Annotated in this window: 19 protein-coding genes and 1 pseudogene; 10 read left to right on the plus strand and 10 right to left on the minus strand. The window is 71.0% G+C overall.

Going from position 1 to position 23,258, the window contains the following annotated elements:
• The first annotated feature begins 41 nt into the window (after positions 1-41).
• Positions 42-1,724, plus strand: a complete 1,683-nt coding sequence (locus ABZW17_RS41635; RefSeq protein ID WP_354826917.1) for a substrate-binding domain-containing protein — start codon at positions 42-44, stop codon at positions 1,722-1,724.
• Positions 1,725-1,779: 55 nt separating this feature from the next.
• On the opposite strand, the pseudogene ABZW17_RS41640 reads toward ABZW17_RS41635, so the two are convergent.
• A pseudogene (locus ABZW17_RS41640) lies at positions 1,780-2,622 on the minus strand (IS982 family transposase); the annotation flags it as partial.
• A gap of 106 nt (positions 2,623-2,728) precedes the next feature.
• On the opposite strand from ABZW17_RS41640, the gene ABZW17_RS41645 reads away from it, so the two are divergent.
• From ABZW17_RS41645 to ABZW17_RS41655, 3 genes are all read left to right on the plus strand, one after another.
• Positions 2,729-4,261, plus strand: a complete 1,533-nt coding sequence (locus tag ABZW17_RS41645) for an ATP-dependent DNA ligase (RefSeq protein WP_354826920.1) — start codon at positions 2,729-2,731, stop codon at positions 4,259-4,261.
• A 193-nt stretch (positions 4,262-4,454) separates the two neighbouring features.
• On the plus strand, positions 4,455-4,895 hold the full coding sequence (locus ABZW17_RS41650; protein WP_354826923.1) for a hypothetical protein: 441 nt from the start codon (positions 4,455-4,457) through the stop codon (positions 4,893-4,895).
• A 67-nt stretch (positions 4,896-4,962) separates the two neighbouring features.
• The gene (locus ABZW17_RS41655) at positions 4,963-5,577 is read left to right on the plus strand and encodes a Pr6Pr family membrane protein (protein WP_354826925.1); all 615 of its coding nucleotides are present in this window, start codon (positions 4,963-4,965) and stop codon (positions 5,575-5,577) included.
• Here the strand turns inward: ABZW17_RS41655 and ABZW17_RS41660 are convergent.
• A complete protein-coding gene (locus ABZW17_RS41660) occupies positions 5,574-6,782 on the minus strand; it encodes an NADH:flavin oxidoreductase/NADH oxidase family protein (protein ID WP_354826928.1) in 1,209 nt (402 codons plus the stop codon). The genes ABZW17_RS41655 and ABZW17_RS41660 overlap by 4 nt on opposite strands.
• 97 nt (positions 6,783-6,879) lie before the next feature.
• Here ABZW17_RS41660 and ABZW17_RS41665 point away from each other — a divergent pair, with 97 nt between their 5' ends.
• Positions 6,880-7,503 (plus strand): MBL fold metallo-hydrolase, encoded by a 624-nt coding sequence (locus ABZW17_RS41665; RefSeq protein ID WP_354826931.1) that lies wholly within the window; start codon positions 6,880-6,882, stop codon positions 7,501-7,503.
• 36 nt (positions 7,504-7,539) lie between these two features.
• Here ABZW17_RS41665 and ABZW17_RS41670 read toward each other — a convergent pair whose 3' ends face one another.
• The gene (locus tag ABZW17_RS41670) at positions 7,540-8,016 is read right to left on the minus strand and encodes a DUF309 domain-containing protein (RefSeq protein WP_354826933.1); all 477 of its coding nucleotides are present in this window, start codon (positions 8,014-8,016) and stop codon (positions 7,540-7,542) included.
• 43 nt (positions 8,017-8,059) lie between these two features.
• Here ABZW17_RS41670 and ABZW17_RS41675 point away from each other — a divergent pair, with 43 nt between their 5' ends.
• Positions 8,060-9,499, plus strand: coding sequence for a GuaB1 family IMP dehydrogenase-related protein (locus tag ABZW17_RS41675; RefSeq protein WP_354826935.1), 1,440 nt, complete (start codon positions 8,060-8,062; stop codon positions 9,497-9,499).
• Positions 9,500-9,564: 65 nt separating this feature from the next.
• On the opposite strand, the gene ABZW17_RS41680 is transcribed toward ABZW17_RS41675, so the two are convergent.
• The 3 genes from ABZW17_RS41680 to ABZW17_RS41690 all read right to left on the minus strand — a co-directional run bounded on the left by ABZW17_RS41680 (position 9,565) and on the right by ABZW17_RS41690 (position 15,256).
• Positions 9,565-12,630, minus strand: coding sequence for an amidohydrolase family protein (locus ABZW17_RS41680; protein WP_354826937.1), 3,066 nt, complete (start codon positions 12,628-12,630; stop codon positions 9,565-9,567).
• 108 nt (positions 12,631-12,738) lie between these two features.
• Positions 12,739-14,031: a PhoH family protein gene (locus tag ABZW17_RS41685; protein WP_354826939.1), complete on the minus strand. Its 1,293-nt coding sequence runs from the start codon at positions 14,029-14,031 to the stop codon at positions 12,739-12,741.
• 448 nt (positions 14,032-14,479) lie between these two features.
• Positions 14,480-15,256: an isoprenyl transferase gene (locus tag ABZW17_RS41690; RefSeq protein ID WP_354826941.1), complete on the minus strand. Its 777-nt coding sequence runs from the start codon at positions 15,254-15,256 to the stop codon at positions 14,480-14,482.
• 110 nt (positions 15,257-15,366) lie between these two features.
• Between ABZW17_RS41690 and ABZW17_RS41695 the strand changes: the two genes are divergently transcribed.
• Complete coding sequence (locus tag ABZW17_RS41695; RefSeq protein ID WP_354826960.1) at positions 15,367-16,008, plus strand: hemolysin III family protein; 642 nt, start codon at positions 15,367-15,369, stop codon at positions 16,006-16,008.
• Between the two features lie 91 nt (positions 16,009-16,099).
• On the opposite strand, the gene ABZW17_RS41700 is transcribed toward ABZW17_RS41695, so the two are convergent.
• Entirely contained in the window at positions 16,100-16,573 is a 474-nt protein-coding gene (locus ABZW17_RS41700; RefSeq protein ID WP_354826943.1) for a carboxymuconolactone decarboxylase family protein, read from the minus strand.
• Between the two features lie 307 nt (positions 16,574-16,880).
• Between ABZW17_RS41700 and ABZW17_RS41705 the strand changes: the two genes are divergently transcribed.
• Positions 16,881-17,627: a PRC and DUF2382 domain-containing protein gene (locus ABZW17_RS41705; protein WP_354826946.1), complete on the plus strand. Its 747-nt coding sequence runs from the start codon at positions 16,881-16,883 to the stop codon at positions 17,625-17,627.
• 48 nt (positions 17,628-17,675) lie between these two features.
• Here the strand turns inward: ABZW17_RS41705 and ABZW17_RS41710 are convergent, their stop codons facing one another.
• From ABZW17_RS41710 to ABZW17_RS41720, 3 genes are all read right to left on the minus strand, one after another.
• Positions 17,676-18,128, minus strand: coding sequence for a hypothetical protein (locus ABZW17_RS41710; protein WP_354826949.1), 453 nt, complete (start codon positions 18,126-18,128; stop codon positions 17,676-17,678).
• A 103-nt stretch (positions 18,129-18,231) separates the two neighbouring features.
• The gene (locus ABZW17_RS41715; RefSeq protein ID WP_354826951.1) at positions 18,232-20,121 is read right to left on the minus strand and encodes an acyl-CoA dehydrogenase; all 1,890 of its coding nucleotides are present in this window, start codon (positions 20,119-20,121) and stop codon (positions 18,232-18,234) included.
• 80 nt (positions 20,122-20,201) lie between these two features.
• The gene (locus tag ABZW17_RS41720; protein ID WP_354826954.1) at positions 20,202-21,575 is read right to left on the minus strand and encodes a glycosyl hydrolase family 28 protein; all 1,374 of its coding nucleotides are present in this window, start codon (positions 21,573-21,575) and stop codon (positions 20,202-20,204) included.
• Between the two features lie 401 nt (positions 21,576-21,976).
• On the opposite strand from ABZW17_RS41720, the gene ABZW17_RS41725 reads away from it, so the two are divergent.
• Entirely contained in the window at positions 21,977-22,702 is a 726-nt protein-coding gene (locus ABZW17_RS41725) for a DUF6745 domain-containing protein (RefSeq protein ID WP_354826956.1), read from the plus strand.
• Between the two features lie 18 nt (positions 22,703-22,720).
• The gene (locus ABZW17_RS41730) at positions 22,721-23,143 is read left to right on the plus strand and encodes a hypothetical protein (RefSeq protein WP_354826958.1); all 423 of its coding nucleotides are present in this window, start codon (positions 22,721-22,723) and stop codon (positions 23,141-23,143) included.
• Positions 23,144-23,258 lie beyond the last annotated feature (115 nt).

The raw sequence follows: 23,258 nt of genomic DNA on the forward strand, positions 1-23,258 counted from the left end.
GCTGCTTGTCCTGGGGAGTCCGGGGGCAGAGGAGCGGCACGGTGGGCGTCGGCGCGACGATGCAGTCACTCGCCGAGATCCTCAGCTCGGACTCGGGCAGTCTCGTACTGGGCCTCGCCGCGCTGGTCGCGATGGCCGCGCCGTTCGTCGACCGCTACTTCATCCGGCGGCGCCGGCTGGCGTTCCGGGTGCTCTACAACTCCAAGATCGGCCTGTCCCCGATCGACCTGCACGACGGTGAAAACGGCTCGGCGCAGGCGGCTCCGCAGCTGGCGCAGATGGCCCGGCTGCTCGACCGGATGAGCATCGTCGTCATCCGGATCCACAACACCGGCGGGTTCGACATCGCGCCGGACGACTTCGAAATCCCGCTGTCGTTCACGTTCGGCAGCCGGATCGTCTGGGACGCGCGGGTGTCCGACGCCACCGACGACGGCCTGCGCCAGCACGTCCGCGACGGCCTCGAGTTCTTCACGCGCGACACCCCGCAGCGACCGGTCGAAGGCGTGAAGCTGTCCCGGGTGCGCGCGCTGCTGCCGAAGCGGCTGGCCGGGCTGGCCGCGGCCGAACCCCCGGCGGAAGCACCCGAGTGGCACGGCGTCCGGTTCGCCCGGCTTTCGCTGAAGCGCAAGGAAAAGTTCAAGCTGGTCGTCGTACTGCGCGAGCCCGGCGACGGCGACGGCGAGATCAGCAAGGAGATCGACCACCACGCCCGGCTCGCCGCGGGCCGGATCAAGGACGAGCGCAAGCAGCGCCGGATCACCTGGCCGATCGTCACGACGGCGGTCGGGGTGCTGCTGACCGGCGCGCTGCTGGCGACGCTGCTCGTGTCGTGGTCGCGGCCGTCCGGCGGGACCGCGCAGTGCGCCGCCGGGAAGCTGTCGGTCGAGGGGTCGAGCGCGTTCGTCCCGATCATGGACAACATCGCCGCCGAGTACCACGCCCAGTGCGACGACGCGGCCATCACGACCCGCGCGACCGGCAGCGTCACCGGCGTCCGCGCGCTCGCCCCGCTCGACGCGGCGGGCAAGGACGGGCTGGCGGTGCTCTCGGACGGCCGGTCGGGTGAAGCGGGCCCCGATCTCGAAGCGAAGGCCGTAGCGGTGGTCGTCTACAGCCTGGTCGTCAACCGCGCCGCCGGTGTCGACCGGTTGACGACCCAGCAGGTCAAGGACATCTTCAGCGGCCGGGTGCGCAACTGGGACCAGCTGCGGCCGGGGCCGTCGGTGCCGATCGGGATCGTCGGGCGCGGGCAGGAGTCGGGCACGCGCAAGACGTTCGAGCAGAAGGTGCTGGGCGGCGCGGAGGACCGGCTGACGTCGGACTCCTGCCGGCGGCCCGAACGCGACCCGGCCGCGGCGACCACCCGCTGCGAGCGAGGCACGACCGCCGAGGTGCTCACCGAGGTCGCCGCGGTACCGGGCGCGATCGGGTACGCCGACGTCCCGGCGGCCAAAACGGCAGCCGCCCGGAACCCGCAGGTCGGCGTCGTGCAGCTCGACGGCCGCTACCCCGACGTCACGGCCATCGACGCCGGCTACGGGTTCTGGACCGTCGAATACCTCTACACGAAGGGCGTACCGGACGGCGAGAGCGTGCTGAAGCGGTTCCTGGACTACCTGGCGAGCCCGGCCGCGCGGGCGGAGCTCCAGGACGCCGGGTACACGCCCTGCGTGGCCAAGGACGGGCTGCTCGACCCCCTCTGCACCAGGGCGGACAGCTAGCCGTTCGGAAATTGTCGGTGGTCCGGGATCGGGTGACGGGTTGGCCGGTGGCGCCGTTGTGCCAGATGGCGGCGATCAACGCGATGAGGCGTTGGGCGATGCGGACGCCGACGCCTTCGATGGTGCGTCCGCCGTGTTGTTCCAGGTTGAGCTGGCCTTTGAGGGTGTCGTTGACCGATTCGATGAGCTGGCGGATGGACTTGAGCAGCGGCTCACCGGGATGAGGTCGGCGGTTGCGGCAGGACGGGCGAATCAGCCGAACTCCGCGTTCGGTGAGGTAGTGGTCGAGTTCGCGGGAGACGTAGCCCTTGTCGGCGATGATCAGCAGACCGGGCCGGTCGGCGAGCAGGCGGGGTTCGTTGTTGCAGATGGCCATGAGCACCTGTCGCTCGTCGACCTTCGGGTCAGCCAACGCCCAGGCGACCGGCAGCCCGGCCGGAGTGCAGACCAGGTGCAGCCGCAGTCCCAAGAACCAGCGCGAGTGGGAGCGGCAGAAACCGTACTTGGCCCACCCGGCCAGCTCCGAACGCTTGACCGTCGGCCGGGACCGGCCGCACTCGACCGGGGTGGAGTCGGCGATCCAGGTGGTGTCGGTCCACAGGTCGGTATCGGCAGCGAACTAGCGCATCACGTGCTTGACCAGCGGCAATGCGGCACGCAGGCGGCGGTTGAAGCCGGACTGGCCGGGCAGGTAGCGGAACGCTCCAGGCATGCGGGCAGGCAGGTACCGCAGCTGGCGGGCCTCGGAGGTGAACCCCAGCAGCGTCTGGGCCACGGCCAGGGTGACCAGCTCCGCGTCGGTCAGCTTCGGTGGCCGGCCCACCCGGCGCCTACCCGCGAGGTGGTCGTCGATCTTGACGTAGAGCACGGTGAGAAGGGTGTTCAGGTCTGTCGTCACAAACGGATCTTGGACACCCTTTGTCCGTCTCCGGCCACCACCCAGACTTACGCATTACTCGTCTAGCCGTTCGGAAATTGTCGGTGGTCCGGGTCATGATGTCCGGGTGCTGCTGAACGAGTTGGTCCGCGCGTCCGCCGAGCTGGCGGCGACCCGGTCCAGGAAGGCGAAGATCGCCGTCCTGGCCGCGGTGCTGCGCGCGGCGGAGATCGCCGAGCTGCCCGCCGTGGTCGCCTACCTCACCGGGCAGACGGCCCAGGACAGGCTGGGTGCGGGCTGGCGCACCCTGGCCGCGCTGGGCGCGTCACCGGCCGAGGAGCCCGTCGCCACGGTCACCGAGGTCGACGCGGCCCTGACCGCGGCCGCGGGCGTGGCGGCGGGCACGGGGTCGAACGCGCGGCGGCAGGAGGTGCTGCGCGCGCTGTTCGTGCGGCTGACCGAGGAGGAGCAGCGGTTCCTGTTCCGGCTGGTCACCGGCGAACTGCGGCAGGGCGCGCTGGAAGGCGTGATGGTCGACGCCGTCGCGGCGGCGGCCGAGGTGCCGGCCGCGGACGTGCGGCGGGCCTTCATGCTGTCCGGGAAGCTCGGCGTCACCGCGGTCGCGGCGCTGACCGGCGGGCAGGCGGTGCTGGCGGAGTTCCGGCTCACCCTGGGCACACCGGTCAAGCCGATGCTGGCGTCCCCGGCGGAGTCGCTCGACGAGGCCGTCGCCGAGCACGCCGAGGCGATCGTCGAGTACAAAATGGACGGTGCACGGATCCAGGTGCACCGCCAGGGCGACGAGGTGCACATCTGGACGCGGACGCTGCGCGAGATCACCGCCAGCGTGCAGGAGCTGGTGGAACTCGTGCGGGCGCTGCCGTGCGAGTCGGTTGTCCTCGACGGCGAGACGCTGGCGCTGACCGACGCCGGGCGGCCGCGGCCGTTCCAGGACACGCAGAGCCGGTTCGGCAGCACCCGCGAAGAACAGGTCAAGGCCCTGCTGCTGCGGCCGTACTTCTTCGACTGCCTGCACCTCGACGGCGTCGACCTGCTGGACGCGCCGCTGTCGGAACGCAACGCGGCGCTGCGCAAGGTCGCCGGGGCGCACGTGATCCCCGGCGAGGTCGGCACTTCGCGGGCGGAAGCCGTGCTGGAGGCGGCGATGGAAGCGGGCCACGAAGGGGTGATGGTCAAGGACCTCGCGTCGCCGTACGCGGCCGGGCGGCGCGGGCGGGCGTGGCTGAAGGTCAAACCGGTGCACACGATCGACCTGGTGGTGCTCGGCGCGGAGTGGGGGCACGGCCGGCGCACCGGCACGCTGTCCAACCTGCACCTGGGCGCCCGCGACCCGGACGGCGGCCCGCCGATCATGGTGGGCAAGACGTTCAAGGGCATGACCGACGAACTGCTGGCGTGGCAGACGAGGACGTTCCAGGAGATCGAAACCCACCGCGACGACTGGACGGTGTACGTGCGGCCGGAGGTCGTGGTGGAGATCGAGCTGGACAGCGCCCAGCTTTCGACGCGCTACCCCGGTGGCCTGGCGCTGCGGTTCGCGCGGGTGGTCCGCTACCGCCCGGACAAGGACCCGGCGGAGGCCGACACGATCGACACGGTCCGCGGCCTGCTGCACGGCGACCGGTCGGAAGGGAGCTGACCGACGAAAGTAGCTGGTGCCCGCTCGGCCCACCGGCCACAGTGGAGGGAGACCGGGCCCGGGCTGCCGTTCGACGAATTCGACGCGCCGTGACGAGAATTTTCCCGACACGGCCGGTGCCGAAGATTCCCTAAAGTGCGCTCCTTCACAGGGATTCCGCTCACTTCCCGAGCGGTCACGGCAGGAGCAAGCAGTGGTCAGCAAGGAACAGATGAAGGCGGCCATCCACGCCGCTTTCGACGGCGCCGTCGACGGCGGAGCGGGCTACACCAAGGTGTACGCCGTGGAGATCCGGCAGAAGAACTACCTGGTCTTCCGCACCACCAGCGTCGCCAACTTCGCGCTGGGCTTCAAGCCCGGGCAGACCGATCTCGTCCTCGTCCCGCTCGAGGAGAAGAACGGCACCGTCACGGCGGGCACGCCGCTGACGATCACCGACGCCAACCGCGCGTCGGTGAAGAAGCGTGACCTGCAGGGCCGGTTCGTCATCAAGACGACTGACGGCCGGACGTTCCGGCTCAGCATCCTCCCCTCCGTGAACAAGCTCCTCGCCGCCGCCTACCAGCTGCCGGTCGAGCAGAAGGCGGAGTACGAGGCGTTCACCGCCCTCCGGGACTCGCTGCTCACGGCCTGACGACCGGGCGCCCCGGTGCGGACGGCGCCGGGGCGCAGTCGGTCCACAGTGGAGTTAAGCTCCCCCGATGCGCAGCGAGAAGCTCACCCGCGCCTGGTTCGCGGTCACCGCGCTGGTCGCCCTGACCGGCCTCGGCACCCAGGTCGCCGTCACCGCGAGTGCCCCGGACGGGCGGGTCGCGAACCTGCTCTGCTTCTTCACGATCGACTCGAACCTGCTGGTCACGCTCACCTCGGCGCTGGTCGCGCTGGGCGTGGCCCGCGGCCGCCTGTTCACCGTCCTCTGGCTGGACGCGCTGGTCGGCATCATCGTGACCGGCATCGTCTACCAGGTCGCCCTGGCCGGCCTCTACGAACTGCACGGCCTCTCGCTGTTCGCCGACACGATGCTGCACAAGGTGACGCCGATCCTGTTCGTGCTCGGCTGGCTGCTCGCCGCCCCGCGGGGCGTGCTGAGCTGGCGCACGGTCTGGTGGTCGCTGCTGTACCCGCTCGCCTGGCTCGCGTTCACCCTCCCCCGCGGCGCGATCACCGGCTTCTACCCGTACCCGTTCGTCGACGCGGGCACCCTCGGCTACGGCCAGGTGGCGCTGAACTGCGTCTTCATCGGCCTGTTCTTCACGGCGCTGGCCGCCGGCGCGTTCCTGTACGACCGACGGCTCGCGCGGGTCGAACCCGCTTAGCCGCGGGCGCGGCGGAACGCGTTGAGGCCGTCGGTCAGCCCGGCCTGCACCAGCGTCGGGAGCGCGCCGCGGCGGTCGGCCGGTTTGCCCGTGGCGATCCGGTGCATCTGCCGGGTGTGCCACTGGATTTCCAGCAGGCTGTCGGCCAGCCGGATGCCGGTCTTCGGGCAGAGCCGCTCGGCCCGGACGTCCTCGCCGCCGAGCAGCCGGGACGGCAACGCCGGGTCGACGACGAGCGGCCGGCCGAGCCCGATGACGTCCAGGGCGCCCGAGCGCAGCGCCTCCTCCATCCCGCCCAGGGTCGCGAAGCCGCCGGTGACCATCAGAGCCACGTCGGAAACCGAACGCGCTTTCGCCGCGTAGTCCAGGAAGTACGCTTCGCGCGCCTGGGTGCTCGCGCGTCCGGAGCCCATCATCGCGGCCTTCTCGTACGTGCCGCCGGACACCTCCAGCAGGTCCAGCCCGGCTTCGCCGAGCTCGCGCACGACCTCCAGGGACTCGTCCTCGGTGAAGCCGCCTCGCTGGAAGTCGGCGCTGTTGAGCTTCACCGCCACCGGCACGTCGTCGCCGACGGCCGCGCGGACCCGGCGGACGACCTCCAGCAGGAACCGGCGGCGGCGCGCCGCGTCGCCGCCCCACGCGTCCGTGCGCCGGTTCGTCAGCGGCGAAAGGAACTGGGACACGAGGTAGCCGTGCGCGCCGTGGATCTGGACGCCGTGGAAGCCGGCGTCGACGAACGTCCGCGCGGCCACCGCGAAGCGCTCGATGATCGCCTCGATCTCGTCGCCGGTCAGGGCGCGCGGCGGCGCGAAGGCGGTCCGGATGCCCCGGTTGCCGAACGGCACGGCGGACGGCGCCACCGGCTCGCGCGAGAGGTACCGCGGGCTCTGCCGCCCGGGGTGGTTCAGCTGCACCCACAGCTGCGCGTCCGTGCCCTCGACCGCCCGCGCCCAGGCCCGGAAGCCGGCCGGGTCCGCGGCCGCCGCCACGTTGCGCGGCTCGCCGAGCGCGGCCGGGTCGACCATGACGTTCCCGGTGACCAGGACGCCCGCGCCGCCGCGGGCCCACGTCCGGTACAGCTCGTGGAGGTCCCGGGTGGGGGCGTTGCGGCGGTCGCCGAGCTGCTCGCTCAGCGCCGACTTGGCCAGGCGGTTCGGCAGCACCGTCCCGCACCGCAGCTTCAGCGGCTCCGCCAGCAGCGTCATCGCGTCACCTCTCGAACTTACTCACGGTAAGATGACTCGACGGTAGCATACCGACGGTATGTCAGCTACCCGTCGAATGACCACTAAGGTCGGGCGCATGACGGCGATCGTGCAGAACCTGGTGACCTCCGGCGTCTTCGAGCTCGACGGGGGCAGCTGGGACGTCGACACCAACGTGTGGGTCGTGGGCGACGACGCGGAAGTGATCGTGATCGACGCGGCCCATGACGCGAAGGCGATCGAAAACGTCGTGGGCGAACGGAAACTGGCCGCGATCGTCTGCACCCACGCGCACAACGACCACGTCAACGCCGCCCCCGGGCTCGCCGCGGCGACCGGCGCGCCGATCCTGCTGCACCCGGCCGACCGGGTCGTCTGGGACCTCACGCACCCGGACCGCGCCCCGGACGGCGACCTGGCCGACGGCGAGGTGCTCACCATCGCGGGCACGGCCCTGCAGGTCATCCACACGCCGGGCCATGCACCGGGCGCGGTCTGCCTGTACGCGGCGGAGCTGGGCGTCCTGTTCACCGGCGACACGCTGTTCCACGGCGGCCCGGGCGCCACCGGCCGGTCCTATTCGGACTACCCGACGATCGTGCGGTCCATCCGCGAGAAGCTGTTCACCCTCCCGGACGCGACGAAGGTCCACACGGGACACGGCGAAGGCACGACGATCGGCGCCGAGAAGGCCGCGTCGGACGGCTGGGACCGGCCTTGAGACGTGCTGCCGGGCCGCAACCTCGCCGCCGGCACGTCAGTACGTCAGCCGCGTCAGCCGCGGCGGGCTCGGCGACACCCGGACCCGCCGCTTCGCCTCTTCCGCCAGCGAGCGCGCCCACTCCTGCAGCCCGGTGACGTCGATCCCGTGCGGCGGCTCGGTCCGGAACGGCTCGATGTTCGCCGCGCCGCGCTCCAGCAGGGACACCGCGCCGACGTTGTTGCCGCGGGCCGCGTGCGTCAGCCCGACCGCCAGCTGCGCGAGGCCGCGCCACAGCTCGCGGTCCGGGCCGTCGGTCGTCTTCCACGCGTCCTCGAAGACCTCGTGGGCGTGGAACGGCTTGCCGTCGTCGAGCAGCCATTGAGCCTCCGCAAGCGTTTGCGCCGGGGTGCGCGCGATGCCTTCGGGCTGCCGTTCGACGCCGTCCGCGCCGTACGGCAGCGGCCGGCCGAGGCCGTCGCGCGGCCGTGCGTTGCGTGCCCGTCCCTCGGCGTCCCGGTCGCGGCGGCTCATGCCCTCGATCCTGCCACGGGCCCGGCAGGTAGTCTGGTGACTCGTGCGTTTCCTCGACGGCCACCGGCCCGCCCACGACCTGACCTACGACGACGTGTTCCTGCTGCCGAACCGTTCGGACGTGGAGTCCCGCTTCGACGTCGACCTCGCCACCGCGGACGGCACCGGCGCGACCATCCCGATCGTGGTCGCGAACATGACCGCGGTCGCCGGCCGCCGGATGGCCGAGACCGTCGCCCGCCGCGGTGGGCTGGTCGTGCTGCCCCAGGACGTCGACACCGACGCCGTCACCGAGATCGTGGGCTGGGTGAAGAGCCGGCACACGGTGTGGGACACGCCGCTGGTGCTGACCGGCGGTGACGCGGTCGCCGACGCCCTCAACCTGGTCCACAAGCGCGCCCACGGCGCTGTCGTGGTCGTCGACGGCGAAGGCCGCCCGGTCGGCATCGTCGACGAAGCGGCCTGCGCGGGCGTCGACCGCTTCGCGCGGCTCGCCGACGTCGCGCAGCCCGCGAGCGTCGCGGTGCCGCTGGACACGCCGGCGCGCGAGGTCTTCGAGCGGCTGCACAGCCACGGCGCCCCCCTGGCGCTGGGCCTGGACGCCGACGGCCGCCTGGCGGGCGTCCTGACCGCCGTCGGGGCGCTGCGCGCGGACATCTACACCCCGGCCGTCGACGGCGACGGCAAGCTGCGCGTCGCCGCCGCGATCGGCGTCAACGGCGATGTCGCGGCGAAGGCCGAATCGGTCCTGAAGGCGGGCGTCGACGTGCTGGTCGTCGACACCGCGCACGGGCACCAGGAGAAGATGATCACCGCGCTGCGGGCCGTCCGGTCGGTGTCGCCGCAGGTCCCGGTGGTCGCCGGGAACGTGGTCACGGCCGAGGGCACGCGCGACCTGATCGAAGCCGGCGCCGACGTCGTCAAGGTCGGCGTCGGGCCGGGCGCGATGTGCACGACCCGGATGATGACCGGCGTCGGCCGCCCGCAGTTCTCCGCGGTCGCCGACTGCGCGGCCGCCGCGCGCGAGCTGGGCAAGCACGTCTGGGCCGACGGCGGGGTGCGCCACCCCCGTGACGTCGCGCTGGCGCTGGCCGCGGGCGCGTCCGCGGCGATGGTCGGCTCGTGGTTCGCCGGCACCTACGAATCCCCCGGTGACCTGCGGTTCGACGAGCAGGGCCGGCCGTACAAGGAGTCGTTCGGGATGGCGTCGAAGCGTGCCGTGGGCGCGCGGACGCGCACGGACAACGTCTTCGACCGCGCGCGGAAGGCGCTGTTCGAGGAGGGCATCTCGTCGTCGCGGATGTCGCTGGACCCGCAGCGCCCGGGCGTCGAGGACCTCCTCGATTCGATCGGCTCCGGCGTGCGCTCGTCCTGCACCTACGCGGGCGCGCGGACCCTGGAGGAGTTCCACCAGCGCGCGCTGCTGGGCGTCCAGTCGGCCGCCGGTTTCGCCGAAGGCCGTCCCCTCCCCTCGGGCTGGTAACGGCTCGTGAGTGGTAAGGCGCGTTAGAACTCGCCTTACCACTCACGACCACTGCGGCAGGCTGCTCAGCCCGCGCAGCAGATGTGTTCCGACCACTCCGGGACGTGCCACCAGTGCCGTTTCTCCGCGGACCGGGCCGCGGGCGCCACCTTGGTGGCCGCCCGCGCGCCCGGCTGGTTCCGGTAGGGCGCCAGCAGCTCGCCGACCGTCCGCAGCACCCCGCCGACCAGGACGCTGCGGACGTTCGCGGCCGCCTTGACGTCCAGCAACGGATTGCCGGCGACGAGCGACAGATCGGCGTACGCACCCCGCTTGAGCACGCCGATCCGGTCCTCGAGCCCCAGCCACCGCGCCGGGTTGCGGGTGGCGGTGGTGAGCGCCTCGTACGGCGTGAACCCGAACGCGACCATGGCCCGCAGGTTCTGGTGGGTGGACACGGCCACGTTGTCCAGCGGGGAATCCGTGCCGGTGACCACGAACCCGCCCGCGCGGTGGATGCGCAGCACCATGTCGACGTTCCCGGCGAGGACTCGGCGCAGGTAGGCGTTCTCCGGGTGGCCCACGGTGTCCGCCGTCGTCCTGAGCAGCTGGTACTCCCACGGCGGGAACAGGACCTCGGTGCGCTCGTCGGTCACGAGGGACTTGTCGTCCGCGTACAACGCCCGCGAGGTGAACAACGTCGGCGTGATCGACATCCCCGAGCGGACGAACAACGCGACCGCGTCCTGGTACGACCGGCCGGTCCGGCTGACGGTGTGCGAGTACCCGAGCCGGTTGGTGGCGCCGGTGTGCTCCATCGCGTCCATGCCGATGTCCGCCGCCGGGTACAGGTAGTGCGACGACAGCGGGATGCCCGCCCGGTGCGCGGCCCGGACCACCGCCTGCTGGGTGCCCACCGGAAGCCGGACGTAGGTCTTGATCAGGTCGTACTCGAGCTCGACCGCACGGGACAGCTCGAGGTCCAGCTGCGCGGGCGACAGCGTCGGCCGCATGAAGTTGTAGTAGATCCGCGAGCCGTCGACGGCTTCCCCGGTGCCGGAATACCTTGGCCCGACGCGGTTCCCGGACTCCAGGGCCTCGCGCGTCTCCAGCATCTGGTACGCCGGGTCGCCGGGCGAGCGGGTCGTGGTGATGCCGTAGGACAGCCACAGCCGGCCCTGCCGGTCACCCCACTGCCGGCCGCGCAGGTGCCAGTGGTTGTGGATGTCGACGAGCCCGGGCATGGCGGTCAGGTCGCGCGCGTCGACCGTCCCGGGGGCGTGCCGGTGCGGCCGGACGTCGGCGATCCGGCCGCCGTCGACGACGATGTCGACGTTGCGCTGCAGCGTCCGGGCGACGCCGTCCCACGCCGCGCCGACGTGGATGACGGTCGGACGCGGCGGGCGCGGGCGGGCCCAGGTGAAGTCGAGCCGGATCGTGCGCGGTTCGCCGCCGGTGATCTTCTGCGCCTTGAGCTGCCCCTTCGACAGGTACACGAGCGTGTCGTTCCCTTGCCACGCCAGGGAGTCCGTGACGTCGTGGGTGACCTGCCGCGGCGCGCCGATCAGCCGTCCGGTGCCGTCGACCGGGGCGATCCAGGCGACGCTTTCGACCGTGAACGCGAGGTACCGGCCGTCGGGTGACCACAGTGGACCGTCGTCGCCGCGGGTGGCGAGCGACCGGAACGGCATCGGCTCGGCGTAGCGGAGTTCGCCGGTCCGCAGGCCGACCGTGAGGATCTGGCTGGTGCCTTCGCGGTAGCGCCGCGAGTACGGCTTGACCGCGGCCAGCGCGAGGACCGACCCGTCGGGCGACCAGGTGGGCCGGCCCGGCATGAACAGCGGCGGCGTCACCTGCTGGGCCGTGTCCGTGGCCACGTCGTGGACCCAGGTGGCGCCGTCCTGGTCGGCGTACGCCACCCGGCCGCCGTGCGGCGACCACCGCGGCGCGACCTGGGCGCCCGGCAGCTGCGTGAGGACGGTGTCCTCGCCGGTTCCGAGGTCACGCAGCCACAGGGCGGCGGTGCCGAGCCGGTCGCTCGTGTAGAGCAGTTTCGTCCCGTCCGGGTGGAAGTCCGGGTCGGAGGTGAAGTAACCGTCGCCGATCAGCCGCTGCGGCCGGCCTCCGCTCGCCGCGACGACGTAGATCGCGTTGAGGGCGCGGAACGCGATCTGCTTGCCGTCCCTCGAAACCACCGGACTCGCGATGCCCCGGACGGGCTTCGGCGCGGCCGAGTCCAGGTCACGGACCCGTCTTCGGTAGTCGCGGGTCGCCGTGGACACACTCGCCTCGAACGGGATGTCCTTCACCGCGCCGGCCTGGTCCCGGCGCCGGATGTGCCCGTCGGCGGTGTAGAGCACGTCGTTCCCGGACCAGTTCGCGGCGAAGCCGAAGACGTCCTCGCCCTGGGTCAGCTGCCGGTCGCCGAGCATGAGGTCGGCTTCGGCACCGCGCAGCCGCAGGTAGGAAGGCTGCCCGCCGGGACCGAACGCGGGGCCGTAGACCTTGTCGGCGCCGGTCGCGGTGACCAGGCGCGTGCGGGCGCCGGTGGCCGGGGTGACGACGTCGACGGCGGTGTCGTTCACGGTGAAGACGATCATGGTGCCGTCGGGCGACCACCGCGGCGACGCCTCTTCGTCGGCGGTGGACACCACCGTGCTGATCGCTCCGGAGGCGATGTCCAGCAGGTGGATGCCGTAGCTGCCGTCCCGGTCGCTGCTGAAGGCGATCTTGGTGCCGTCCGGCGAGAACACGGGCTCCCGGTGGTCGAACTGCCCGCTGGTGAGCTTGCGGGGCGTCCCGCCGGCGGCGTCGATGACGTAGAGGTGGAAGTTGCCGTCGCGGTAGGACTGGAACACGATCCGGCGCCCGTCCGGCGACCAGCCGGGGAGCGTGGCGTCCTGCAGGTCGTCGGTGAGCCGGCGGGCGCGGCCGCCGGCGGCGGGCAGCACCCAGATCCCGGTGACCAGGTCGACCGCGATCCACCGGCCGTCCGGCGACAGCGCGGCCGACATGTTCGTGCCCTGCCGCAGCACCACGCCGTCGCGTCCGGCGTCCGCCTCAGCCACCCCCGTCCCGGCCACGGTCAGCGCGGCGGCGACGGCACCACTGCGGACGAGAAGCTCACGACGAGAGAGATTTTCCGGCCCCATCCGGCCCACTATGCCCAGGCCCGGATCGACCGCATAGCGGCCGAGCGGGTTTTTCACCGGCTGCCCGGCAAACGCGGAAACGTTTGCCGGGCAGCCGGGAGCGCAGGATCAGCCGTGGTCCTCCAGCATTTCGGTGACCAGGGCGGCGATCGGCGACCGCTCCGAGCGCGTCAGCGTGACGTGCGCGAACAGCGGGTGGCCCTTCAGCTTCTCGATCACCGCCGAGACGCCGTCGTGCCGTCCGACGCGCAGGTTGTCACGCTGGGCGACGTCGTGCGTGAGCACCACCCGGGACGCCGTGCCGAGCCGCGAGAGCACCGTGAGCAGGACGTTGCGCTCCAGCGACTGCGCCTCGTCGACGATCACGAACGTGTCGTGCAGCGACCGGCCGCGGATGTGGGTCAGCGGGAGCACCTCGAGCATGCCGCGGTCGAAGACCTCGTCGAGGACCTCCTGGCTGACCAGCGCGCCGAGGGTGTCGAACACCGCCTGCGCCCACGGCTGCATCTTCTCGCTCTCGGACCCGGGCAGGTAGCCGAGGTCCTGGCCGCCGACCGCGTAGACCGGCCGGAACACCACGACCTTGCGGTGCTGACGGCGTTCCATCACCGCCTCGAGGCCGGCGCACAGCGCGAGCGCCGACTTGCCCGTTCCGGCCCGGCCGCCCAGCGAGACGATGCCGACGTCGGAGTCGAGCAGCAGGTCGAGCGCGACGCGCTGCTCGGCGCTGCGGCCGTGCAGGCCGAACGCCTCGCGATCGCCCCGGACCAGCCGGATGCGCTTGTCCGCCGTGATCCGCCCGAGTGCGCTGGAGCTGCCCGCGAGCAGCCGCAGCCCGGTGTGGCAGGGCAGTTCGGCGAGCTCGTCCATGCCCCACTCGACCGGGTCGACGGTGCTGCCGCCGAACAGCGCGTCCAGCACTTCCTGCTGGACGTCGACGTCCGCCATGCCCGTCCAGCCCGACGGCGTCACTTCCTGCGCGCGGTACTCGTCCGCCTCGAGGCCGACGGCCCCGGCCTTGACCCGCAGCGGGATGTCCTTCGTCACCAGCGTGACCGCCTGGTTCTCGGCCGCGAGGTTGAGCGCGCAGGCGAGGATGCGGTGGTCGTTGGAGTCGGTCCGGAACCCGGAGGGGAGCACCGACGGGTCCGAGTGGTTCAGCTCCACCTGCAGCGTGCCGCCGTGGTCCCCGATGGGGAGCGGCGCGTCGAGCCGGCCGTACTGCCGGCGCAGGTCGTCGAGCATGCGCAGGGATTCCCTGGCGAACCAGCCCAGCTCCGGGTGGTGGCGCTTCGCCTCCAGTTCACTGATGACGACCAGCGGAAGCACGACGGCGTGCTCGGCGAACCGAGTGACGGCCCACGGGTCCGAAAGGAGGACCGACGTGTCGAGCACGTACATGTGCGGCTGGGATTCGGGCGCTTTCTCCGGGCCGGGAACGGCACCGGTCGAAGAGTGGCCAGAGGCCTTGCGGGGCAAACGCTGCGCAGTCACGACGGCATCTCCCTCGAGGGCGTGTGCACCTCACGCCCGCACTCGCTGGGCCGGGCACCTCCCTGGCTGGACCACTCCTCCTGACCGGGGTCAGGTGGCGCGGCCACGAGGGCCGGGTGCCGGCCCCCTCGAGCGTCTCGTGGGCGGCTGAGCCGCCCCCTCGATCACCGCCACGACCAGGGCCTCCCGCGAGGACCCGCACGGAACGCGTGCCCTCACCTCGGAAGGTACCCACGAATCCGGCGGCGCGCAGGGAGCCAACACGGTGATTCGCCAGATCGTCATCTCACCGTCGGTCGTCCGAAATCAACTCCGAGTGCCACCCAGGGGTCGTGAGCAGCGGTTTTCCGGTCCGCTAGGAGCCGAACCGGCGGTGCCGCCAGGCGTAGTCGCGCATCGCACGCAGGAAGTCGACCCGCCGGAACGCGGGCCAGTACGCCTCGGTGAACCAGAACTCCGAGTGCGCGGACTGCCACAGCAGGAAGCCGGAAAGCCGCTGCTCACCGGAGGTGCGGATGATGAGGTCCGGGTCCGGCTGGCCCGAGGTGTAGAGGTGCTCGGAGATGTGGTCGACGTCGAGGATCTTCGCCAGTTCCTGAATGGACGTCCCCTCGTCGGCGTGCTGGCGCAGCAGCTTGCGCACGGCGTCGGCGATTTCCTGCCGCCCGCCGTACCCGACGGCGATGTTGACCTCGGTCCCGGTCCGGCCCTCGGTCCGGGCGGCGGCCTCGCTGAGCCGCTTCGCGACGTCGGCGGGCAGCAGGTCGAGCGCGCCGACGATCCGCAGCTGCCACGGCGTCCCGGGCGCGGCGAGCTCGTCGGTGACGTCGGTGATGATCTTCAGCAGCGGCGTGAGCTCGTCGGGGTCGCGGTTGAGGTTGTCGGTGGACAGCAGCCACATGGTGACGACCTCGACGTCGGCTTCCTGGCACCAGCTCAGGAAGTCCGCGATCTTCTTCGCGCCGGCCCGGTGACCGTCCGAAACGTCCGTGAAGCCCGCTTCACGGGCCCACCGGCGGTTCCCGTCGAGCATGATGGCGATGTGCCGCGGATGCCGGCCGGCGGCCTGCTGGATGAGGCGCCTACCGTAGGCGCTGTACACGACGTCGGACAAGAAGGAGCGAACACTCACGTCGAGCCAGCGTACGCACCCGGTGTGAGGCGTGTGACTCGACCGCTGCCGGAGAACCTACGGTCCCGTAACCTGGACGGGTGAGCGTGACGACGGAACCCGAGCCGGTGGTGGACCTCCGCCCGCGGCTGCGCGGGCACATCCACTTCTGGACGTTCTTCGGCGCGGTGGCGGCCGCTGCCGCGCTGATCAGCCTGGCTGCGTCCACCGTGTCGCCGGTGGCCGCCCTGGCGACGTCGGTGTACGGGCTGACCGTGCTGGGGCTGTTCGGGGTCAGCGCGTTGTACCACCGGCGCCTTTGGAGCCCGCGGGCGTACAAGTGGATGAAGCGCGCCGATCACTCGATGATCTTCTTGTTCATCGCCGGGACGTACACGCCGTTCACGTTGCTGGCGATGTCGAAGCCGACCGGGTACGTGATCCTGTCGATCGTCTGGGGCGGGGCGATTGCCGGAGTGGCGTTGAAGATGCTGTGGCCGCACGCTCCCCGGTGGCTGGGGGTGCCGATCTACATCGCCCTGGGCTGGGTTGCGGTGTTCGTCTTCCCCGAGCTGGCTTCGCACGCCGGGATCGCGGCTCTGGTGCTGCTGTGCGTGGGCGGGTTGTTCTACACGCTCGGAGCGGTGTTCTACGCCGTCAAGTGGCCCAATCACTGGCCCGAGACTTTCGGGTACCACGAGTACTTCCACGCCTGCACGGTGCTGGCCGCTGTTTCGCATTACATCGCGATCTGGCTGGCCATGTACGCCTAGCGTTTTCTGCCGAAAGAAGCGCGGCCCCCCACTCGGGTTTCGGATGAGGGGCCGCGCCTCCGGGCGGTTTTCACCGTGATCGCCGCCGGACTCAGCCGAACATCCCCGGCTGGTACTCGCCCGCCGGGTTGCGGGCGATCACGTTCAGCCGGTTCCACGCGTTGATCGTCGCCACCAGGGCGACCAGCGCGCCGATCTGCTCGTCGTCGTAGTGCTTGCGCACCGCCGCCCACGTTTCGTCGGTGACACCCGTGTGCGTGTCCGCCAGGCGGGTTCCTTCCTCCGCCAGCGCCAGGGCCGCGCGCTCGGCCTCGGTGAACACCACCGCTTCGCGCCACGCCGCCACCATCGCCAGGCGGACCGCCGTCTCGCCGGCCGCCGCCGCGTCCTTCGTGTGCATGTCCAGGCACATCCCGCAGCCGTTGATCTGGCTCGCGCGGATCTTCACCAGCTCCTGCGTCGCGTGCGGCAGCGACGACTCCTCGACCGGGCGGGAGGCCGCGATCAGGCGCTTGACGAACTTGGCGGTGATCTCGTTCTCGAACATGTTGAGCCGCGCTTCCATGGTGTTCCCCTTTCCTCGGCTGCTTCACCCCCTTGACGACCCGGGCGACGGCGTTGTGACAGCACCGCGAGTGACGCCGGTCACCCGGAATCCAGGTCCACACCTTCGCGCCACCGCCGCCGCGGCCGGTCACGCCGGGGGCACCGGGTTCCACCAGGACACCGGCCCGGGCCTGGCCAGCCGCGGGCGCTTCAAACGATCACGTTCAGGGGTCACCCACGGGAACACCACGACGGTTGCCGCCCGGCGCGGGACGGCCGAACGTGGGCCGCACCAGGAACCCCCGCGTGGAAGGAGCAGGACCGCGATGGCCAGCACCATGCAGCCGCAGGAACTCATCGACAGCGCCGTGGTCGATCCCGAAGGCAACAAGCTGGGGAAGGTCGGCAACGTCTACCTCGCCGACGCGACGCACCAGCCGGAGTGGATCACCGTCAGGACCGGGCTGTTCGGCACCAAGGAAAGCTTCGTCCCGCTCTCCGGTGCGCACACCGACCGGGACGGCGTGCACGTCCAGGTCGGCAAGGACAGCGTCTCCGACGCGCCGCGCATCGACGCCGACGGGCACCTTTCGCCCGAGGAGAGCACCCAGCTCTACCAGCACTACGGCCTGCCGGTGCCGCGCACCTCGGCCGACGGGCGGATGGACAAGGGCAAGGCCGCCATGGGCGGGCGCGAGAAGCGTGACGACCGCAGCATGACGCGCTCCGAAGAACGGCTGAACGTCGGGACCGAGCAGGTCGAGACCGGGCACGTGCGGCTGCGCAAGTACGTCGTCACCGAAGAGCAGCAGGTCACCGTGCCGGTGCGGCACGAAGAGGTGCGCATCGAGCGGGAGCCGGTCACCCGGGCCGACGGCCGGGTGGAGATCGGCGAGGCCGAGCAGGAGGTCGTCCTGCACGCCGAGAAGCCGGTCGTGCGCAAGGAAACCGTGCCGGTCGAGCGGGCACGGCTGCGGACCGAGACGGTCACCGACGAGCAGACCGTCTCCGGCAAGGTGCGCAAGGAGCAGTTCGACATCACCGACGACGACCGCGAGCACCGGCGGCCGTGACGGCTCCCGGGTGGGTGGCCGGTCCCCGATACCGGCCACCCACCCGGGTCACTCCGCCTGCAGGCGGGGCAGGCCGGCGACCAGCTGCCGACCCTTCTTCCGCAGCGACGGCGGGAACGGCGGCATCGACAACGTCATCGCCTGGTCCCAGCCGTGGATGTACAGCTCGAACTTCAGCAGGACGCCGCCGCGCGGCTCGGTGATCGCCACGTGCGTCCGCGGGACGCCGAACAGGGGCTTGCCCGGGCCGCCGGTGTAGGCGTCGGCCTCGAAGAACAGCAGCTGGCGGTCGGTCAGGAGCAGGTAGAGCTCGCGCTGGGTGGTGATCGAGAACATCGTGCCGCCGCTCAGCACCGCGGTCGCGGCGGCGAGCGCGAAGTGCCGGCCGAGCACCTTCCGCAGCGAACCCACCTTGGCCATGGCGACCACTTCGGGCGTTTCGCCCGGTTGCATCATCGGCGCGGCGGTTTCGAGCAGGCGTCTTTCACGGCGTGCACCCATGGGGACTTCCTTCGGGGAGAGCGGGGAGCGGACGCGCAACGCTAGACGACGTACGCGAACCGCTCTCCCGCACCCCACCAGGGAAAACGCCCAAAACGGCCGATCAGGACGCCAGCATCGGCGCCGCGAGGAACTGCTCCGGGATCGCGAACGCGTCCACCAGCGTCCGGGCGTGCGGGCGCAGCTCCGCGCAGAGCCGGTTGACCGCCGACGTGACGGCCTTCGCGCGCGACGCCGTCAAACGTCCGTGGCCCAGGAACCACGCCAGGTCCTCTTCGATCGCCGACAGCGCGTACAGGTCGCAGACGCGCTCGAGCAGCGTGCGGGCGTCCGGGTCTTCGCAGCGCTCGGCGGCCGCGGCGAACGCCTCCAGCACCAGCCGCTCGACGTGGACGCGGCCGGCGCGCAGCACGTGGTCCTGCGCCGCGTTGAACACGCCGAACGGGTCGTCGGCCGCCCTGCGCAGGCGCTTCGCCACGCCTTCGACGACGTGCTCTTCGCGGTCCTCGAACAACTTCAGCTGCCACTCGCGGCGGAAGAAGACGTCCGAATCGGACCCTTCGGTGAGCGACTCGAGCGCCTTGCGCACCGAGGTCCGCTCCAGGATCGCGCTGACCACCTGGTCGGTGACGAACCGGGCCGTGGCCAGCGGCGAAAGGTCCTCGAAGTCCTGCTTGTAGCTGGTCAGCAGGCCCTTCGCGACCAGCTGCAGCAGCACCGTGTTGTCGCCTTCGAACGTCGTGAAGACGTCGGTGTCGGCCTTCAGGCCCGGCAGGATGTTCTCGGCGAGGTACCCGGAGCCGCCGCACGCCTCGCGCGCGGCCTGGATCGTCGCCGTCGCGTGCCAGGTGTTCAGCGCCTTCAGCCCGGCCGCCCGCGACTCCAGCTCGCGCTGCTCCTCCTCGGGCGCCGAGGAGTCGATGTCGTGCAGCTTCGACACCAGCTCCTCCTGCGCGAAGTGCAGCGCGTACGTCTTCGCCAGCGCCGGCAGCAGTTTCCGCTGGTGCCCGAGGTAGTCGAGGATGACGACCTCGTCGCCGTCCGGCGTCATGAACTGCCGCCGCTTCTCGCCGTAGCGGACGGCCAGGGCCAGCGCACGCTTGGTCGCGCTCCCCGCGCTGCCGCCGACGCTCACCCGGCCGCGGATCAGCGTGCCCAGCATCGTGAAGAACCGGCGGCTGTCGCTTTCGATCGGGCTCGAGTACGTCCCGTCCTCGGCGACGTCACCGAAGCGGTTCAGCAAGGCTTCGCGCGGAACCCGGACGTGGTCGAAGCTCAGCCGTCCGTTGTCGACACCGTTGAGGCCCGCCTTCGGCCCGCAGTCCTCGATGGACACGCCGGGCATCGGTGCGCCGCTCTCGTCGCGGATCGGCACCATGAACGCGTGGACACCCCGGCCTTCCCCGTCGGTGACCAGCTGCGCGAACACCACCGCCATCCGGCCGTCCCGGGCCGCGTTGCCGATGTATTCCTTCTGCGCCATGGCGTCCGGCGTGTGGATGACGAACCCGCCGTCGGCGAAGGTGGCCGTGGTGCGCAGGTGCTGGACGTCGGAGCCGTGGCCGTGCTCGGTCATCGCGAAGCAGCCCAGCAGGCCGAGGTCGATGATCGCGGGCAGGTACCGCTCGTGGTGGCGCTGCGTGCCGAGGAGCTGGACGGCACCGCCGAACAGGCCCCACTGGACGCCGGCCTTCACCATGAGCGACAGGTCACCGTAGCCGAGCAGCTCGAACGACGTCACCGAGCCGCCGACGTCGCCACCGCCGCCGTACGCCGGGTCGAAACCCAGGCCGGGGCGGTCGGTTTCGGCGAGCGCGCGCAGCTGGTCGAGCACCTGGGCGCGGTGCGCCTCGATGCCGAGGTCCACCGGGTCCCGGAACTGCGCGCCGGCCATCTGCGCCCGCACCCCGCGGCGCAGTTCGGCCCAGCGACCGTCGAGGACGGCGGTCAGGGCGTCCGGGTCCACCTTCGAGGGCACTTCTGGGACGTCCACGGCTACCTCCGGAAAGGACGAACGGCAGGCTTCCTACTCGTTGGTAGTAAGCCTGCCGCAGCGCGTCCGATCCCGCAGGTTCAGATCGGCTTCCCGTTCACCGTCACATTCGTGAAGCGGGCGTTGTCCACGTATTTCAGCGTGTTCGCCGTGTCGGCCACGCCTTTGAACGTGGAGTTCGTCACGGCCAGGCCGTGCACGTGGGCGCCGGAAAGGCCACTGACGTCGAACGTCTTGCCGGCGATCTTCGTGCTCGAGCAGTTGCTGATCGTGAACGGCCCGAACGACGGGACGTCGCTGCCGGTCTGGCTGTTGTAGGTGGACGTCACGTACACGAAGTTGCGCGCGAAGGTGCCGGAAACGCTGTCGAGGTTGATGTTCTCGGAGAACCCGCCACGCAGCGTGTTGGATTTCACGTACAGCGCGAACTTCGTGTCACCCTTCACGGTGAGCTGGTAGGCGTAGACGTTGCGGATCCCGCCGGTCTGCTCGCTGCCGCAGGTGATCGCGCCCCAGTTGCCGTTCATCACGCAGTTCACCACGACGAGGTTCTGGCACGGCACGTTCACCCGGCGCCCGTCGGCGTCGCGGCCGGACTTGATGGCGATGTTGTCGTCGTGCGCGCCGAGGGTGCAGTTGGCGATGACGACGTGGTCGCACGACTCGGGGTCACAGCCGTCGGTGTTGCTGTGCGCGGTGCTGGGGTCGGTGCTGACGCCGTCGACCGTGACGTTGCGGCACAACGTCGGGTGCAGCTGCCAGAACATGGAGTTCTTCAGCGTGACGCCCTGGATCAGCACGTTTTCGCAGGCGTACGGCTCGACGAACGCCGAGCGCATGCTGTGCCCCGAGCCCGGCACGACCCGCTTCTCCGGCGGGGTTCCCTTGGCCACCAGCGTTTCCAGGTAGGCGCGGTCGCTGCCCTTGTTCCACGACGACGTCGCCGCCGCGTCGAGCGTGCCGCTGCCGGTGAGGCCGATGTTCTTCTGCCCGTAGGCGTAGATCATCGGCGAGTGGTTGACGCACTCGATGCCTTCGTAGCGCGTCAGGACGTTCGGGAACTTCGAGGCGTCGCCACCGAACTTGAGGACCGCGCCCTTTTCCAGGTGCAGGTCGACGTTGCTCTTGAGCGCGATGGCCCCGGTGAGGAAACTGCCGCCGCCCGGCACGACCACGTGACCGCCGCCGGCCGCGGCGCAGGCGTCGATCGCTTTCGCGATGGCCGCGGTGTTGTCGGTCTTGCCGTCGTTCTTCGCGCCGTAACCGGTGATCGGGAAACTGCGGTCCGGGAACGTGGGGATGGTGGTGTTCGCGACGATGTCGTTCGCCGCCGGCCACGGCAGCGTGGGGACATCGGTGCGGGGCGCCGCCGAGGCGACGGCCGGGAGCAGCGGCACCGCCGCCACCGCGAGCCCGCCCTTGATCAGCTGCCGCCGGGTGAACCTGCCGTCCATGGACACTTCCTTCGGGGGAAGACGAGTGCGACGGCGGAACCGCGGTACGGACCACGGGCACGACGAACTTTAGGCGGGGAAGGGGCTTCAGGTCCAGGGTTGCGTGATCGGCGAAGGGCCTGTCATGATCGAAGCATGTCGATTCGAAAGGGCGTGCGCGCCCTCGCGCGTTGAGCGCCTCCCGGCGGCCGGACCGCCGATCCTTTGATGTTTCCCGGTGGCACAGCCATGCCCTGAGCACCGAGCCCGCGGATCGCTCCGCGGCCGAAGCCGCCATCACCCGGCTCTACGCCCTGCTCGCCGAGCCACCCCCGCGGTTCGTGTGGGTCCCTTCCCCGAACGCTGCCGTGCCACCGCTGCGATCGTCACCGGACCTTTTCGCGGAACCGGTGGCAGCCCGCATGGCGACCCGCGCGGCCGCGCTGCGGAAACGTCAGCGCGATGTCTCTCCCGAGGCGCGGCAGACCATCAAGGAAGCCATCACCACCCTGGTCCGGTCCGGCATCCGGCAGTCACTCGGCCTGTACTGGTACGGCCAGCAGGACGCCTACTGGGTGACGCCGGACTCGGGTGACCCGGAGCTGGAGCTGTGGGCGACCCTCGTCCGCTCCTGCGGCTGGTGGTGGCCGCGCGACGGCGTCTGCGTCGTCTCCGAACGACCGCTGGCCATCCGCACCGACGGCGAACACCGGCTGCACTGCGAAACCGGGCTCGCGATGGTCTACCCCGACGGCTGGGGCGTGCACGCCTGGCACGGCACGCGAGTGCCGTCCTGGGTGATCGAAGACCCCACCGCGGACCGGATCAACGGTTCGGTGAACGCCGAGGTGCGCCGGTGCGCGATCGAGCACTTGGGCTGGGCCGCATACATCGAGCAGGCCGGGCTGCGGGTCCTGAGCCAAGCACCCGATCCCGGGAACCCGGGCTGTGAGCTGCAGCTTTACGACCTGCCGGGACACCCGCCTTCGCGGCTGCTGCTGGCGGTGAACGGCTCGGCGGAGCGCGACGGCACCCGCCGTCGCTACGGGCTGCGTGTCCCCGCCGGATTCGACCATCCCCTCGACGCGGCCGGCTGGTCGTACGGGCTCACCGGGGCCCAGTACGCGCGCCTGCAGCGCCGGACTTGAGCTTGGACAGGTGATCACATGTTTCTTGCAGAATTGCTGGACCGGACCGGACTCGACGTCCTCGAGCACCTGGACCGCCAGGTGACGGTGCCGGTGATCGACGGGCTCCAGGCCCAGGGTGACCTGGTCGTGCTGCCGCTGGCGTGGCTCGGCTGGGTGCTCCACGACTGGTGGGAGCTGCCGCCGGAAGGCCGCGAGCTGGTTCGCGGCGAGGCGGGCAACAACCCGCACACGCTGGTCGCGGACCCGGGTACGTGCCGGATGACGACGTGGCTGGGCGACCCCGAACGGCTGGCGATCGCGGCGTTCGAGAACACGGCACCGGCGTGGTTGGTGCATCCCGAGCACGGGGCAACGGGGATCGCGCCGGGCAGGTGGTTCGTGCGGCGGCAGCGGGAGCTGGGGGCCGGCTTCCGGAAGCCGGTGCTGATCGCGGACTGAAGCGGTCGTGAGTGGTAAGGCGCGTTCTAACCCGCGTTACCACTCACTGTCGCAGTAGTCGCCGATGCCGGAGGTGTGCGTCAGCAGGTGTTCGACGGTGACCCGGTCGTCGATG

It is taken from the genome of Amycolatopsis sp. NPDC004625 (assembly GCF_040609695.1).
In the GTDB taxonomy this organism is placed as follows: domain Bacteria; phylum Actinomycetota; class Actinomycetes; order Mycobacteriales; family Pseudonocardiaceae; genus Amycolatopsis.